This is a genomic window from Lacipirellulaceae bacterium, from assembly GCA_040218535.1.
GTDB lineage: Bacteria > Planctomycetota > Planctomycetia > Pirellulales > Lacipirellulaceae > Adhaeretor.
In genome coordinates, this window is record JAVJRG010000006.1 from 68,869 (window position 1) to 84,159 (window position 15,291).

Annotated in this window: 9 protein-coding genes; 8 read left to right on the forward strand and 1 reads right to left on the reverse strand. The window is 57.1% G+C overall.

Translation table 11 applies throughout. The annotated features are described in order from the left end of the window. Nucleotides 1–379 precede the first annotated feature (379 nt). The 7 genes from RIB44_09020 to RIB44_09050 all read left to right on the forward strand — a co-directional run bounded on the left by RIB44_09020 (nucleotide 380) and on the right by RIB44_09050 (nucleotide 12,383). The gene (locus RIB44_09020) at nucleotides 380–3,967 is read left to right on the forward strand and encodes an aminotransferase class I/II-fold pyridoxal phosphate-dependent enzyme (GenBank protein ID MEQ8616721.1); all 3,588 of its coding nucleotides are present in this window, start codon (nucleotides 380–382) and stop codon (nucleotides 3,965–3,967) included. Between the two features lie 246 nt (nucleotides 3,968–4,213). Next, nucleotides 4,214–4,486, forward strand: a complete 273-nt coding sequence (locus RIB44_09025) for a WXG100 family type VII secretion target (GenBank protein ID MEQ8616722.1) — start codon at nucleotides 4,214–4,216, stop codon at nucleotides 4,484–4,486. A 9-nt stretch (nucleotides 4,487–4,495) separates the two neighbouring features. Beyond that, nucleotides 4,496–5,020: a hypothetical protein gene (locus RIB44_09030; protein MEQ8616723.1), complete on the forward strand. Its 525-nt coding sequence runs from the start codon at nucleotides 4,496–4,498 to the stop codon at nucleotides 5,018–5,020. Between the two features lie 115 nt (nucleotides 5,021–5,135). Beyond that, the gene (locus RIB44_09035) at nucleotides 5,136–5,372 is read left to right on the forward strand and encodes a hypothetical protein (GenBank protein ID MEQ8616724.1); all 237 of its coding nucleotides are present in this window, start codon (nucleotides 5,136–5,138) and stop codon (nucleotides 5,370–5,372) included. Beyond that, nucleotides 5,369–9,346: an FtsK/SpoIIIE domain-containing protein gene (locus tag RIB44_09040; protein MEQ8616725.1), complete on the forward strand. Its 3,978-nt coding sequence runs from the start codon at nucleotides 5,369–5,371 to the stop codon at nucleotides 9,344–9,346. Before RIB44_09035 ends, RIB44_09040 begins: the two co-directional genes overlap by 4 nt. 88 nt (nucleotides 9,347–9,434) lie before the next feature. Beyond that, complete coding sequence (locus RIB44_09045; protein ID MEQ8616726.1) at nucleotides 9,435–10,565, forward strand: peptidase; 1,131 nt, start codon at nucleotides 9,435–9,437, stop codon at nucleotides 10,563–10,565. Between the two features lie 12 nt (nucleotides 10,566–10,577). Beyond that, a complete protein-coding gene (locus tag RIB44_09050; GenBank protein MEQ8616727.1) occupies nucleotides 10,578–12,383 on the forward strand; it encodes an ATP-binding cassette domain-containing protein in 1,806 nt (601 codons plus the stop codon). Nucleotides 12,384–12,410: 27 nt separating this feature from the next. Here RIB44_09050 and RIB44_09055 read toward each other — a convergent pair whose 3' ends face one another. Further along, nucleotides 12,411–13,610: a methyltransferase domain-containing protein gene (locus RIB44_09055; GenBank protein ID MEQ8616728.1), complete on the reverse strand. Its 1,200-nt coding sequence runs from the start codon at nucleotides 13,608–13,610 to the stop codon at nucleotides 12,411–12,413. Nucleotides 13,611–13,904: 294 nt separating this feature from the next. Here RIB44_09055 and eno point away from each other — a divergent pair, with 294 nt between their 5' ends. Continuing rightward, nucleotides 13,905–15,179 (forward strand): phosphopyruvate hydratase, encoded by a 1,275-nt coding sequence (eno, locus tag RIB44_09060; GenBank protein MEQ8616729.1) that lies wholly within the window; start codon nucleotides 13,905–13,907, stop codon nucleotides 15,177–15,179. Nucleotides 15,180–15,291 lie beyond the last annotated feature (112 nt).

The following is a 15,291-nucleotide window of genomic DNA, read 5'->3' on the forward strand; positions in this document are numbered from 1 at the left end:
TCTCGTGAATCGTCTCGGCAGAGAGTGGCAACAACTCATGGACGGCTGGATGAGCTTGAAGGCCCTGCTCAGCGGCAAGCCTCGCACGAGACTTCAGCCGATCCGCGTCAGTCAGCCTAACTCGTCGAGAACCCGCCGCTAACTTAGACCTGGTGCTGCCAGTTTGAGGAGGCAGTAACGGAGGCCCTTGTTCAACGCTTAATAAGAGGGAGCTTAACAAGAGAGCTTTAACGACCCCTTAGCTTCGCTGATCCGAAGCATCGAACCCTCTCGCTATCCCACCCATGGCAATCTCGCCACCCCACACAATTCGTGTTAACCATCGATACTCGGCCCCAGTTGTCCGAGTTGTGGTAACACCCTCGGAGTCTAACCTCACGTGAATCAGGATCAACTACCCGGCTCGTTCTTCGGACCCTCGACGCTCGTTGAGCTTCTTGAGCACCGCGCCACGCATCAAGGCGATGACATTGGGTTTCGCTTTCTCGTCGATGGCGAGAAAGAGTCCATCGAATGGACTTACGCCGATGTCGACAAAAAGGCACGCGCTATTGCCGCCTCGCTCCAATCGATGGGGCTCGAAGGCGAACGCGCGCTGCTGCTTTATCCGTCGGGACTTGATTTTGTCGCCGCCTTTTTCGGCTGTCTCTACGCAGGGGTGACCGCCGTTCCTGCCTATCCGCCGCGGCGTAATCGCAACATGGCGCGCATTCAAGCGATCGCCAACGACGCCCAAGCTGCCATCGCGCTGACCACACACGACGTGCTGGAACGCGTCCAGACGATGATCACCGACACGCCGGTCTTACAACAGATGCGCTGGCGTGCGACCGATCAATGGGAAATCGAACTGGCAGACACTTGGCAGCGTCCCGACGTCCACGGCGATACGCTCGCCTTTTTGCAGTATACCTCGGGCTCAACGGGAGTCCCCAAGGGTGTCATGCTCACGCACTCGAACCTGATGCACAACTCGGCAATGATCGCCTACGCCTTCGAGCATTCCCGCTCAGGCAGTGGCGTGTTCTGGTTGCCGTTGTATCACGACATGGGCCTCATCGGTGGCATCCTCCAGCCGCTTTACATGGGCCGTCCGAACATGCTGTTCTCGCCTACGCACTTCCTGCAACGACCGTTGCGTTGGTTGCAGATCATGACGCAAACCGGTTCGACCATCAGCGGTGGACCGAACTTCGCCTACGATCTGTGCGTTGAGAAAGTCACCTCCGAGCAAAAGAAACAACTCGATCTCAGTCGCTGGTCGCTTGCCTTCAATGGTGCTGAACCAGTCCGTGCTGAAACCATGAAGCGCTTCAGCGAAGCCTTCGCCGAATGCGGTTTCCGCAAAGAGGCATTCTACCCCTGCTACGGACTTGCCGAAGCGACGCTGATCGTAGCCGGCGGCTACAAGCAGACCGAGCCAGTCGTCCGCAGTTTCGAGATCGCCGCCCTCGAAGAGCACAAGGCCGTTCCCACGGAAACTGCGGGTGAGAATTCACGCGCCCTCGTCGGCAGCGGTGGAAATCTCCTCGACCAGAACATCGTCATCGCGGACCCTGAGTCCCGCGAATTCCTCGGCGAAAACCGCGTCGGCGAAATCTGGGTCTCCGGCCCAAGTGTCGCGCAGGGGTATTGGAAGCGCGAGGAAATCTCGAAAGAAACTTTCCAAGCTCGCCTGAGCGACGGTCGCGGTCCGTTTCTCCGCACAGGCGACCTCGGTTTTCTCTCCGACGGCGAACTATTCGTCACTGGTCGCCTGAAAGACCTCATCATTCTTCGCGGAGTAAACCACTATCCGCAGGACATCGAACTGACCGTCGACCAAGCGCACAAGCATCTCAAGCCTGGCGCCGGGGCTGCATTTGCCGTAGGTGATGAAGGCGAAGAGCGCCTCGTCGTCGTCCAAGAGACCAACCGCCGCCGCGATATGGACGTGGCCGCGATCTTCGAGGCCATCCGCAAGGAAGTCGCCAACAAACATGAGCTGGCTGTTTCCTCGATCGTGTTGCTGAAAACCGGCAGCATCCCCAAGACTTCTAGCGGTAAGATCCAACGCCACGCCTGCGAGGCAGGTTATGAAGCAGGCACGCTTGCCGCGCTGGCAATGTGGTCCGCCGAGGAAGGTATCCACGAAATCGCCGCTTCAGTCCGTCGCACCAGCGAAGATGAATCGCTACTCGATTCCGACGGAATGGAAGCCGCCGCCGATATTTTGGAGGACGAGTCGTCAGAGGAAGAAGCAAGATCGCACGTCGAAGAAACGAAACCCGTTCAACGGCGTCCACTCACCGCGGAGCCACCCGCGTCCGTTGCTTCTGCCGTGAATGGTGCTGCGGCGAAACCACAGCCGCCATTAAGACAAGAGAATCGAGCGACCCGCGAACACGCAATCTCTGCTCAGCAGGAAGAAATCGCTGAAAAGGTCTACGAACAAGTTCGCCTGATCGCCAAAGAACGTGCTCAAGAGCTTGAGTGGGACACGAACATTGTCGAGATGGGTCTCGACTCGCTGGAACGCATGGAAATCGTCGCCGCCCTAGAAGACGCCTTCGGCGGGCGGTTCCCAGACCATGTTCTTCCCAACATGGAAACCTGCGGCGAAGTTGTCGAAGCAATCGAGGAGCACCTCGGTGGTAAACTGGCGGATCGATCGCAGAAAACGTCGGTTCAAGAAATCCCTGAAGAAAACTACCAATTCGCCAAGTCGCTAGAATACCGTCGGCTCCAAGAGAACAAGAAGCTGGTCGAGAAGACGGGACGCAAACCGTTCTTCACGGTCCACGAGGGCGTCACCAACGACAAGACACAGATCGACGGGCACGAGTACATCAATTTCTGTAGCTACAATTACCTGGGCATGTCGGGAGATCCGTATGTCACCAAGGCGGCACGCGATGCCGTGCAGAAGTACGGCACGAGCGTCTCTGCTAGCCGGCTAGTCTCCGGGCAGAAGCCTTTGCACGGGCAGCTTGAGCGCGGCATTGCCGACTTCATCGGCGCTGAAGATGCCATCGTGTTCGTCGGCGGGCACTCGACGAACGAATCGGTGATTGGCCACCTGTTTGGCCCCGGCGACCTCATTCTGCACGACGCACTCTCGCACAATAGCATCATGCAGGGGGCGATTCTTTCCGGCGCTCGCCGTCGGCCTTTCCCACATAACGACTGGGAAGCCTGCGGACGCATCCTGCGCGAAATCCGCGGCGAGTACCAACGCGTCCTAATCGTCGTTGAAGGCGTTTACAGCATGGATGGCGACTACCCCGACCTGCCGAAATTCGTCGACATCAAGAAAGATCAGAAGGCCTACTTGATGGTCGACGAGGCTCACTCGATGGGCACGATGGGCCTCCGGGGGCGCGGGATGGCAGAACACTACGACCTGAACCCCAAAGACGTTGACATCTGGATGGGGACGCTCAGCAAGTCGTTCGGCAGTTGCGGCGGTTACATTGCCGGACAGTCAGAGCTCATCGATTACTTGAAATACACTGCTCCCGGTTTTGTCTACAGCGTTGGCCTCTCGCCCTCGAACGCAGCCGCGGCACTCGCTTCGTTGGAATTGCTTCAAGAGGAACCCGAGCGAGTCACCAAGCTCGCCGAAAACTCACGACTGTTCCTCGAACTGTCCCAAGCTGCTGGCCTGAACACCGGCACGAGCAACAACACCCCCGTGGTACCGATCATCACGGGGAACTCCGCAGACGCCCTGGCACTTTCGAGTCAACTGTTCGATCGCGGCATCAACGTGCAGCCAATTCTTTATCCAGCGGTTGAAGAAAGCGCTGCTCGTTTGCGATTCTTTATCACGAGCGATCACACCGAAGCGCAGATCCGCTCGACCGTCCGAGCGGTTGCCGAAGAGCTCGATAAAATCGATTCTTCCTATCGCAACGGTTGCCCGCTGCCAGCGGCAGAACCGATCGAAAAAGCCGCCCAAGAGCCGGCGACGTTGCCACCGCGATAGTTCGTGTCATTCCGGCGAGAACCTCGGAATGACACGAGTCAAGCACTGCGCATGGCGTTTTCTTTACTCTCTGCCGTGCTCAGGTTATGCTTACTGGTGGGGAGATAACCATAAACGCAACCATTTCTAAGGGTTGCGATCAACGACATAAGTTACCGCCGCTCAGCACCTGCCTCATCTGTCAGGTCGGTTGAGCTGGCTCACGTAACCGTTGTAGCTTTCTCAGGAACAGGAAAGGGATCGCGAATGTCGCAAGCGATTGTCGACCCAGCGGAGTTGCGCCGCTTTGCGCACCAGCTTCGTCAATTCAATGCCGAACTCGAAGAGCGTCTCTCGACGCTCGGCAACCAGCTTCACGTCCTCAGCGCGACTTGGCGAGATCAGGAACAGAAAAAGTTCACTGAGGAGTTCGAGCAAATCCTCCGTCTGCTAGGGCGCTCGATCGAAGCCACGAACGAGTACACGCCCTTTCTCCTACGCAAGGCGGAACGCATCGAAGAGTATCTCCAGCAAAAGTAGAAAGCCTCGATGTCACAGCCCGCTCAAGTTCGTAATTCACAAGCGATTGAAGACCTTCGCGCCGGCCTAGCGCGATTCAACGCCCGAGCTCAAGCCGCGTTGGAATTGCTCGATGGCGAACTCCAACGGGCGTGCGAGTGGATCGATCATGAGCAGCCTGCTTACTGGAAGAAGCAAACAAGAAAAGCTGACGAAGCGGTCAATCTCGCGAAGATCGACCTTGAGCATTGTTTGATGTTCCCCGTCGCCGGCGAACGACCGGCCTGCCGCGAAGAACGTGACGTGCTTCACGCCGCCAAGCGGCGTGCTGAACTTTGTCGAGAGAAAAGTGAAACCGTGCGGCATTGGAAACAGTCCCTCAACCACGAAGTTTATGAATACCAGGGACGCGTCGGCCAACTCCGCGAACAACTCGTCACAGACATGCCCCACGCACTAGCCAAACTCAAGATCATCCTCAACAAGCTTGAAAACTACACCGTTGAAAATTCAGTTCGAAACACCATTCCTGAAACCACAGATGAAGACAGATAAACACAAATGAGTTTTGATCTGTCGCATTTACCTCTCACCCTTCCCACACGACTAACTCGATTATCTGTGTAAATCAGTGTTCATCCGTGGTTCCGAAACTTCATAGCCAGTCATTATGCGACAAACCGACCTCTACACCGGCAGTGCCCAACTTCGCGATGCGTTCGACGAGTTGCTCGCCCTTTGGAATGAGGTCTCTGAGAATTGGAACGACGCCGTGAGTCGCAAGTTTTGCGAGCAACATTTAGAGCCACTCTCTCCGCTGGTAAAACTCTCCCTCGAGGCTTCGAGTCGCACCACGCAGATCGTCGCGTCGATGCACCGTGAATGTGAAGACCCCAAACAAGTATGAAAAGCCCTTCGACTCCTAACTCGACTCCTGACAACTCCAACGGTCAGGTCACAGCGCAGGCCAATCCAGCGCAAATGACCAACCGTCGGGTTCTGGAATTGATGACGGCTCTCCAGCAGGCGGCCAACGAGCGAGCAGAGGCGGAAGCCAACATTCAGGCGACTTACGGAACTCGCATTGAAAAGATCGAGCAGCTCTTTCAATCCTCTCAATCGCAAGTCGCCGAGCAACATCTCAAACGTCGACGGGAACTCGAGAACGAGTACGGCGAGGCAAAGCGTGAGGCCGCGGCCCGTTTTCAAAGCGAGAAGGACCAGCTCCTTGCGCAGCTCAAAGAACGGCTCGATGAACTAGAGGCTCAACACGCGAAGGTTCAGAAGGCCGCGGAACATGAGAAGAGCGAGACCCAATGGCAGGCTCTCTCACTCTATGATGGGTTGAAGGACCAACCTGAAGAGCAGCGTGTTGAAAAGCTCAACTACATCCAAGCCCAAAGCCGCCAAGTCGAAGGCTTGCGGCGTGATGCCCAATCGCTCATTTCATTGCGAAGGCTTGAGAAGGCCGCGAAGCAACTCACCCCGCAGCCAAGTAGCACTGCTGAGAATGTCCCCGAGCCCACGGCAGCGCTCACCGCTGCCGTAGGCGAGCTACGGACACAGATCCTCCAGTTGCAAGATCAGCGAATTCCTTCGCTCTTCCTAGAAGGGTGGCGAGGAGTAGCTTGGTTCTTACCCTCAGCAATCCTCGCTGCCATTCCTGCCTGGTCGCTCTCTGGGGGCTCCTGGCCACTCGCTCTGATGGGAACACTGGGCGGAGGAATCGCCCTGACGCTCGTCCTCCTGGCCATCTTCATGCCGATGGGGCGTCGCCAGTCGCTCAGCCTTTACCAATCGATTCTCAATCACCTAGGCATCGCCGGTGAACTGGAGTCCGCGGCACGCGAAGCCGCCGAAACCACTTGCCAGCAGCAACAGCAAGCCCATCTAGCAGCACGCGATAAAGACCTCACTGAGTCTGCCGAAAAATGCGAGGCGGCAATCCTGGCCAGCCAAACTTCTTGTAATCGACTCGAAGAACAACTCACCAAAAAGGTCCACGACAAGATCGAGACTCTCGCCGCCGAGCGACAGTCGGCCCTCGATGCGATCGAAGAGAAGTACCCCCCGCTGCTTGAGACACACGTCCAAAACCGAATCGCTGCCGAGCAATCGCTCAGCGAGAAGCGCAAAAAAGACCTGGCCGCTGCGGAAACGCAGCGTGAGACAACCTGGAACGGGATGAAATCGAAGTGGGAAGCCTCCTACGCAACCATCACCTGCGAACTTGCCAGGGCCAAGCAAGACTTTGACTCGATCTTGCCCAATTGGCAGAAGACAGATTACTCAAGCTGGAGTCGCCCGAACACGCTGCCAGCTTCTCTTCGCTTCGGCAAGGCGACTCTGCCGATGAAGTCGATTCGCAACGCCATCTCCGAGGACGAGCGTCTCCGTCCTGAGCAGACGAGTCTCGACTTACCAGCGCTCATGACGCTAGCCGATTCACCGAACTTGCTCGTCTCAGCCTCAGGGAAAATGCGTGCCAAGGCGAGTGAACTGTTGCAAGTTCTCCTCCTGAAATTCTTGACCACAGCCCCCGCCGGGAAGCTGCGGATCACGGCCATCGACGCTGCCGGGCTGGGTGAGAGTTTCGGCGGTTTGGCTCATCTGTCCGACTATCACGATCAGCTTATCGGCAAGCAGATATGGACTGACTCGAAGGATATCGCCGGCCAGTTGGCGCTTCTGTCCGATCATATTGAAAAGGTACTGCAACAGTATCTACGTAACGACTTCGCCACGATCCATGAGTACAACGCCCACGCTGGCGAAGTTGCTGAGCCGTATCACGTGATCGCCGTAGCTAACTTCCCCGCCGGTTTTACCGAACTCACGGCCAAACGTCTCGAAAACCTCGCTGCAGCGGGTCCCCGCTGCGGCGTGCATGTGTTGCTCAGTGTCGACAGCGAATTGAAGCTACCGCACGATTTTTCACTCGAAAAACTACGTGAGAATGCCGTGAAGCTTGTCGCTAGAGAAGATCAATTCGCGTGGGACTACCCCCTGTTCGATCGCCTACCGTTGAAGCTCGACCAGCTCCCTTCGCCCGACATTCTCAACAAGATCCTCCGCATTGCGGGAGAAGAATCCCGCATCGCTAGCAAAGTCGAAGTCCCGTTCTCTTGGATTGCCCCCGAAGAGGGAGAGCTTTGGAATAGCAATAGCGGTCGCAGCCTTGAGGCCCCGATCGGTCGCGCCGGAGCTCGCCAGTTACAAAGCCTTTCGCTTGGAAAGGGTACCTCTCAGCATGTGCTGATTTCAGGAAAGACCGGCTCTGGAAAGAGTACACTGCTGCACGCGATGATCACCAATCTGGCGATGCACTACGGTCCCGATCAGTTGGAGTTTTACCTCGTTGACTTTAAGAAAGGCGTCGAGTTTGCCGCTTACTCAACTGGCAAGTTGCCTCATGCCCGCGTCATCGCCATCGAAAGCGAACGCGAATTCGGCGTCAGTGTGCTGGAACGCCTAGACGTCGAACTCCGCCGTCGCGGTGAGCTGTTCCGCCAACATGGCGTGCAAGATGTTGCCGGATTACGTGAGGCTGCACCCGACGAATTGCTGCCACGCACCGTGCTGATCATCGATGAGTTCCAAGAACTGTTCGTCGCCGATGATCGGCTCGCTCAAGATGCGGCCCTCCTTCTTGATCGGCTCGTCCGCCAAGGTCGAGCGTTCGGCATCCACGTTATTCTCGGCTCGCAGTCGCTCTCGGGTGCTTACTCCCTGGCACGCAGCACACTGGGGCAAATGGCCGTTCGAGTCGCCTTGGAATGTAGCGAAGCGGACGCGAATCTGATTCTCAGCGACGAAAACAGCGCCGCCCGCCTGCTAAGCCGCCCCGGCGAGGCTATCTACAACGACCAAAATGGTTTCGTCGAAGGGAACCACACCTTCCAAGTCGCCTGGCTACCCGATGCCCAGCGACGTGATTATCTCAAACAACTCGCCGAGAGACAGCAGAAGTCGAGTCTCACTTTCGATCCGGCCATCGTCTTCGAAGGCAACGTCCCCGCCGATCCAAGCCACAATGAAGAACTCAAACAATCGCTTGCCGGTTTTGCCGCATGCGAGGAAAACAATCTTTGGCTCGGCTCATCAGTTCGCATCGAACCCCCGCTAAAGATTTCCCTCAAAAGACAAAGCGGTGCCAACTTGGCAATCGTCGGCGGCGACGAATCAATGGCCTTTGGCATGCTTTCAACGGCAGTTCTTGCTCTGGCAGCAAAGCCTGGCGACAAGCCCGTGAGCCTCACCATTCTGGACGGCACACGATCTGAATCAGAGCAACCTGACCAGTGGGAGACACTTGCACCGCTATTCGGCGAGAGGCTTCAACGCATGCTCCCTGACGCTGCCGCAACTCAGATCGCCAGCCTTCACGAACTGCTGTTCAGTCGGACCAATGCTGCCGAAGCCAGTACTCCTGAAGAACGGCTTGCTTCGCACTTCGTTGTCCTTCACGACCTCTCCCAGTTTCGCGACTTACGACTCACCGAGGACGACTTTAGCTTCTCAACCGGCGGTGCCAACAAGCCACCTTCAACAGACAAGATGTTCCGGCAGCTTCTCAAGGAAGGCCCCGCAGTAGGAATTCATTTCCTCTTCTGGTGCGAGTCTTACAACAGCCTCACCCGCGCTGTTGATCGGCTCACACTGCGCGAGATCGATTTCCGCGTCGCCATGCAGATGAGCGCGGCAGACTCCACGAGCCTGATCGACTCACCCGCTGCCGCTCAGTTGGGCGAACACCGTGCCCTCTTCTACCGCGACGATCTGGGCACGCAAACGAAGTTCCGCCCCTACGGCAGGCCCAGCGAAGCCTGGCTAGCCGAGGCAGCAAGCCTGCTGAAGCGCTCACCGCAGCCTGCCCTCTAACGGTTCCACTGTCGATTCTTAAGGGTAGAATGGCGGTCCCAGCCTGCGGAACCTTCTTTTCCCCTAAATATTCAAGGTGATTCGAACCATGAAGATATCCAACAATGCCTTTTCACGGCGTCAATTCGTTAAGACCTCAGCCGCAGCTTCACTAGCTGCTTTGGCGACACCGGCCATTCATACCGCTAGGGCAGCCGAGGGTGGCGAAACGATTGTTGGCTCGGGCGAGCATCAGTATCGCGTGGATCACTACTGGGCTCAGCTTCCCGACGAATTCACCTGGCAAACCACACACAACGTTGCGGTGGACAGTCAGGGGCTCGTTTATGTAATTCACGAAGGCCACCTTGGTAAGAAAGACCATCCGTCAATCTTTGTGTTCGACGCCGAAGGCATGTATGTGCGCTCGTTCGGTAGCCAGTTCCAAGGGGGCGGACACGGCATTGAGACTCGCAAGGAGGCCGATGGCGAGTTCCTCTATATCTGCAACTACCAACAACAACGCTCCATCGCAAAGCTAACGCTCGAAGGCGAACAGATTTGGCGCAACGGTGCTCCGCTAGAGAGCGGATTCTATGCCAAGGGCGAAGACCAGTTCCCCCGCGATGCCAAGGACAATCCCTGGGGCCGCAACCGCTTCATGCCTACCAACATCGCGTTTCATCCCGGTGGCGATGGGTTTTACGTAGCTGATGGCTACGGCACGTTTCGCATCCACTATTACAACGCCGCCGGGAATTGGGTTTCGACCTTTGGCAGCCCAAGCAATGGTAAGAAAGGTGACTCGACCTTTAATCTCCCACACGGCATCTGGATCGACGATCGCGGCGACGAACCAACCATTGTCGTGGCCGACCGTGCCAACGCCCGTTTGCAGTGGTTCAACATGCTGGGCGAACACCTCCGCACGCAAGGCGACTTCCTGCTGCCCGCCAATATGGATGTCCACGGCGAAGTCCTGCTGGTCCCCGATCTTGTCGGCCGCGTGACGTTGCTCGATAAAAACAACGAAGTGATTGCCCACCTCGGCGAAGATAGCGAGCGAATCCTCAAGGACAAGAAAGACACCGGCGGCCACAACATTCGCCTCGACGAGAAGAAGTGGCTCGACGGCAAATTCGTCCACCCTCACGACGCGTGTTTCGACGCCGACGGGAACATCTATGTCGCTGAATGGGTCAAGACTGGCCGCGTGACAAAGCTCACGAAGATGAGTTAGTAAAGGATTGTTTTGACGCTCGTTGCTCTCGAAGAAGTTTCTATCGGTTTCCGCGGCCCACCGCTCTTAGACGCGGTCAATTGCCGCATCGAGTCAGGCCAGCGCATCGGCCTGCTTGGGCGGAACGGTGCTGGCAAGACGACATTGATGAAGCTAGTCTCCGGTGCGCTCACCCCTGACCAAGGAAGGGTGAGTCTCGCTCCGGGCGTGCGTGTCACCCAGCTACGGCAAGATGTGCCGCAAGAGATGCGTGGAAGCGTCGCTGATATCGTTGCCCAAGGGGTTGCCGATTCCGCGGAAGATTGGGAAGTGCAGCACACGGCTGAAAAGCAAATCACCCAAATGGGCCTCGACGCTGATGCGGAATTCTCCTCGCTCTCAAGTGGCATGAAGCGTCGTGTTCTGCTGGCGCAAGCGTTGGTCGGCGAGCCCGATGTGCTGTTGCTCGATGAGCCAACCAACCACTTGGATGTCGAAGCAATCATCTGGCTGGAAGAGTTCCTCTCGGCATGGCGAGGCACGTTGCTCTTCGTCACGCACGACCGCGCCTTCCTTCGGCGACTCGCCACCCGCATCCTCGAGATCGATCGCGGTCGAATCTTCGATTGGTCCTGCGACTACGACACGTTCTTGGTCCGCAAAGAACAGGCCCTCGCCGCGGAGGAAAAGCAGAACGCCCTCTTTGACAAAAAGCTTGCCGAAGAGGAACGCTGGATCCGCCAAGGCATCAAAGCTCGCCGAACTCGAAACGAAGGCCGCGTCCGTGCCCTCAAAGCAATGCGGGACGAGCGTAGCAAACGCCGTGACCGACAAGGTACAAGTAAGCTCAAGATTCAAGAAGTTCGTAAAAGCGGTGCACTTGTCGCTGAGGCAGAAGAAGTCTCGTTTAGTTACAACGATGGCAGCCCGATCTTCGAGAGCTTTTCGACGCTCCTCATGCGGAGTGACAAGGTCGGCATCATCGGGCCAAATGGAGCTGGCAAAACCACGCTGCTGAAAGTGCTGCTCGGCGAGTTGGAACCGCAATCGGGCAGCATCAAGCTCGGCACGAATCTCGACATCGCCTATTTCGATCAAATCCGAGGCCAACTCGACGAAGAAGAAACCGTCGAACACGCTGTCGGCGAAGGGTACGACAGCATCGATGTCGTCAATGAAAAAGGCCAGCCCGTCAAGAAGCACATCTACGGCTACCTCCAAGACTTTCTCTTCGCGCCTGAACGCTCACGTACCCAAATCAAGTTCCTCTCAGGTGGCGAACGCAATCGCGTGTTGCTTGCGAAGCTGTTCGCGAAGCCGGCGAATGTGGTCGTCCTCGATGAACCAACGAATGATCTTGACGCGGAAACTTTGGAGATGCTTGAAGAACGGCTCATCGATTTCGGCGGGACACTGCTTGTTGTAAGCCACGACCGCGAGTTCCTCAACAACGTCGTTACCAGCACCATCGCCTTCGAAACCGACGGCGTCCATGAGTATGTCGGGGGCTACGACGATTGGCTCAGGCAGCGGAAACCCGCCGCTCGCGCCTTAGCAAGAGAAACACCGACCTCCGAAAAACCGACCACGGCGAAACCGCACGCGACGCCGAAAACTCAAACCAAGAAACTCTCCTACAAAGACCAACGAGAACTCGACACACTACCCGCGCTAATCGAGGAACTTGAGAGCGATTTAGCCGCTTGGCACGAGAAAATGGCGGACCCTGAGTACTTCAAGCTGCCCAAGGAAGAACTCGCACAGAACCAATCCGAACTCGACGCAACACAAGCGAAGCTCAACGAAGCCTACGAGCGTTGGGAAGAGCTGGAAGGGTGAGCCGTTGCGGCTTAGCCGTGGACGATGTTAGCAACACCCCTCGGTCCCGCAGCAATCCTCTCCCGGCAAGCTCGTTTCGTCGTAATCCAGCCCCTTCGTTTCCCGCACGTGCCGCACCGCATTGCGGTGGCAATCGTACTCGGTTGCTTCCTCTGGCGAAACGAGCGTGTGCGGCTCAATTGGCGTCACGTGACTGGCGTAAGGCTCGCGTGTGTAAATGTCAAACGTCTTCTTGCAAACGGCCGTCCGCTCACCGCGTTTGAGTGTGTGTCCGTCGTCATCCTTCACCTGCTTCCAGGGGCCGTTGTAGATCACCGCTTGCTTGTGATCCATGCAGGGGCCCTCTTTTCCTTTGTAAGCTCTGAGCGTCACGCTGCGGAACTCAATCCCTTCGACCACTGCCCACGCTTCCTCCTGACGGCTGAGTATTTCGACGCCGTAAAAGCCCGCGTCTTCAAACGCCTTGAGGAACTCTCCCTCAACGAACGCACCACTGATGCAGCCGCTCCATAGGTTCGGATCGTTCTGCAAATGCTGCGGAACCGGTTCGTCGCTAACGATGTCGGAGATGACTGCACGACCTCCTCGCTTTAACACGCGAAAGATCTCGGCGAACAACTGCTTGCGATCCGCGTTACTCACGAGGTTCAACACGCAATTTGAGACCACCACATCCACCGAGTCGCTTTCGACAAGTGGCTTCGAAGCACGCAGTTCGTCGGCGTAACTCTCTGCCTTCAACCAATCAGAACTTGTGGCTATCGGGTTCTCCGCCAACCTCTGCTCGAAAGCTTCTAAGTCGAGCCCCAAGTCCTGAATGCTCCCTTTCCGGAAATCGACGTTCTTGTAGCCAATCTTCTCGCCGATCTCACCCTGGTACTTACGAGCGAGGGCGAGCATCTCATCATTACGATCAACGCCGATGACCTTGCCCCCTGGACCAACGATCTGGGAGGCGATGTAGCAAATCTTCCCACCCCCGCTGCCCAAGTCGAGCACTGTCTCGCCTTCAGCGACATGCTTAGAAGGATCACCGCAACCATAGTCCCGCTCGATGATCTCTTCAGGAATGATCTTTAGGTACTGAGGATCGTAGTCCACGGGACAGCAAAGGGCAGGTTCCGCTTCCTGTGCAGCCGCACCATAGCGATCACGCACAGCCGCCTCGACATTCAGCTCCTTCGTGCTGGCAGCGTCTCCATTCAATCCCACGACGGGCAATTCCATTTCACTCACTATGGTACTCCTAACAAAGAAGCGAATCTTTTGATGATCGAACGCTCAGTTCAGGACACGGATCGCTGGCTAACCAGGCAATGCAATGTATGCCTAACAACCCACATGTTAATATGCTCTTCACCGAGCGTCTGTGGGGCTTTTCACCGAGATACCCATGTGGGGCCGCTCGACAGCGAGCCGTCCAACCCTAAAATGAGCAGTTTGCCAATCAAACGGTAGCCCTCGCCTACCGACAACTTGACACAATCCCTCCACACCGGTCCAGCCAGAAAGGCCCCCGCCATGAGTACCATCGTCGATGTCCACGGACGCCAAATCCTTGATTCCCGCGGTAATCCTACCGTGGAAGTCGACGTCACGCTCGCCGACGGCACCGTCGGCTCGGCAGCGGTCCCCAGCGGTGCCAGCACCGGTGCCCACGAGGCCTGGGAGCTGCGCGACGGCGAGGACGCCTACATGGGCAAGGGCGTCACCAAGGCCGTTTCGCACATCAATGACGAAATCGCCGACGAGCTGATCGGCATGGACGCGACCGATCAAATAGGCGTCGATCAGCAGATGCTCGACCTCGACGGCACGCCCAACAAGAGCCGTCTCGGGGCGAATGCGATCCTCGGCGTTTCGTTGGCCACGGCTCACGCTGCCGCCCGATTTTGCGAGTTGCCGCTGTTCCGTTACCTCGGCGGCTCGAACGCCCGCCTGCTTCCCGCGCCAATGATGAACATCCTCAACGGTGGCGAACACGCGGACAACTCGGTCGACATTCAAGAGTTCATGGTCATGCCGCTGGGCTTCGACAACTTCAGCGACGCGTTGCGTTGCGGCTGCGAGATCTTCCACAACCTCAAGAAGGTCCTCAGCGAAAAAGGAATGAACACCGCCGTCGGCGACGAAGGAGGCTTCGCCCCGAACTTGGGCGCCAACGCGGAAGCCTTCGACGTGATCCTCACCGCCATCGAGAAGGCAGGCTACAAACCAGGCGAGCAAGTCTGGTTCGCCATGGACTGTGCCGCCACGGAGTTTTACGACTCCGACAAGAAGGTTTACACCATCGACGGCAAGGAACTCGACTCCGCCGGCATGGTCGACCTGCTCGCCAGTTGGGTCGACAAGCACCCAATCTGCTCCATTGAAGACGGCTGCGGCGAAGACGACTGGGAAGGTTGGAAACTGCTCACCGACAAGATCGGCGATAAGTGCCAGCTCGTAGGCGATGACCTGTTCGTCACCAACGTCGAGCGCCTGCAACGCGGCATCGACGAGGGAATCGCTAACAGCATTCTCATCAAGGTGAACCAAATCGGCTCGCTCACCGAGACGATCGACAGCATCCGCCTCGCCGACCGCCACAGCTACACCAGCGTCACCAGCCACCGCAGCGGCGAAACCGAGGACGCCACCATCGCCGACCTGGCCGTCGCCCTAAACACCGGCCAAATCAAAACCGGCAGCGCCAGCCGCAGCGACCGCATGGCCAAGTACAACCAGTTGCTACGGATCGAAGAGATGCTCGGCAGCACGGCAGAGTACGGCGGGCCGTTGTTTGCGAAACGGTGAGCCGTTTAGCAACGCCATACGGTCAACGAATCGCACGAATACGACGAATCTCGATGGCTTCGTTAGCCGTTGAGCTTGCTCGACGCGTTCCTCGTCCTGGAATAAACTAAAG